We start from the raw sequence: 1,083 nt of genomic DNA on the forward strand, positions 1-1,083 counted from the left end.
TCAGAGATGTGTATAAGAGACAGCTGCAGGACCTCGTCGACCCGGACGCCGCGTTCGAGCCGGTCGTGCACCCCGGTTTCGAGTTCTGGGTCCCGGACTCCGAGAACGCCGCACCGGAGGTCTCCGCCTCCCTGGAGAGGGCCAACTCCGCGGCCATCCCGACCACGCGGCTGACCGGCGTGGACGCCGCGTACTGGTGCGAGACGCCGGAGAAGAACCACCTGCGCTGGGTCATGCCGCACCCCGAGGAGCAGCTCCTCGACGCCCTGGCCCGGCTGCACGCGGCCGGCGCCTCCTCCCTCGGGGAGGACACCCGGCTGGTGGGTTCGTTCCGGGCCCACGGGCTGATGGTCCCGGTCTGGGACCTGCCGAGTTCCATGGGCGCGCAGGACTGCGAGAAGCCCGCGGCACGGTTCGCGGAGCGGCTCGCCGACGCCCTGGCGTCCGACGCCCCGCTCACCGGCGACGAGCGTCGCGCCCGGGGTGGTCTCACCAACCGTCAGGTGACGCTCAGCTGACATCGGCGGAGGCCGGAGCCGCGGCGGTGACACCTGTCACACATTCGTACTCGCTGGTAAATCACTGTCCGAATAGGCGAGATCGAATTTGCAAGCGGCAGATCTCTTGTTACGGTTCTGGAAGCCCGGTCGCTGGTGCATCCCCCGTCGCCAGCGGCCGGGCGTTCGCGTTCCCGGACACGGGCCCCCGGGCGCGCACCAGGGCACCTGTGCGGTGGCCCCCGCGGGCACGGGCCCGGTCCGGCACCGGCTCGCAGCGCCCCACCACTCACCGCAGTGCGTCGGCGCCTCCGGGCGGCCGACCGTCCACCGGCCCATGACCGTGCGTACTCCTCGTATCCCGTACCGCGTCGCTCCGCTCGTCCGGGCTTCTCCGCTCGCTCCCGTCGCTCCGCCCACTTTCGGACAGAGATGAAACGGGACGCGGGCGGTACCCACCGTGGTGGGAACCGCCCGCGATCGAGTGTCCCGAGCGCCTGGGTCAGTACGCGAGTCTGCTGCCGTCGCCCGGAGCGCCGGTGCTCGCCTCGACCAGTGCGTCCAGCACCTGTCTCTTATACACATC

Annotated in this window: 1 protein-coding gene; it reads left to right on the forward strand. The window is 70.8% G+C overall.

The features are described 5' to 3' along the window. On the forward strand, nucleotides 1-518 hold a 518-nt coding region (locus IH13_RS0100830), incomplete at its 5' end, for a DUF5926 family protein (RefSeq protein WP_234433180.1). Nucleotides 519-1,083: the final 565 nt, after the last annotated feature.

Source organism: Streptomyces sp. NRRL WC-3549 (assembly GCF_000721935.1).
In the GTDB taxonomy this organism is placed as follows: Bacteria; Actinomycetota; Actinomycetes; order Streptomycetales; family Streptomycetaceae; genus Streptomyces.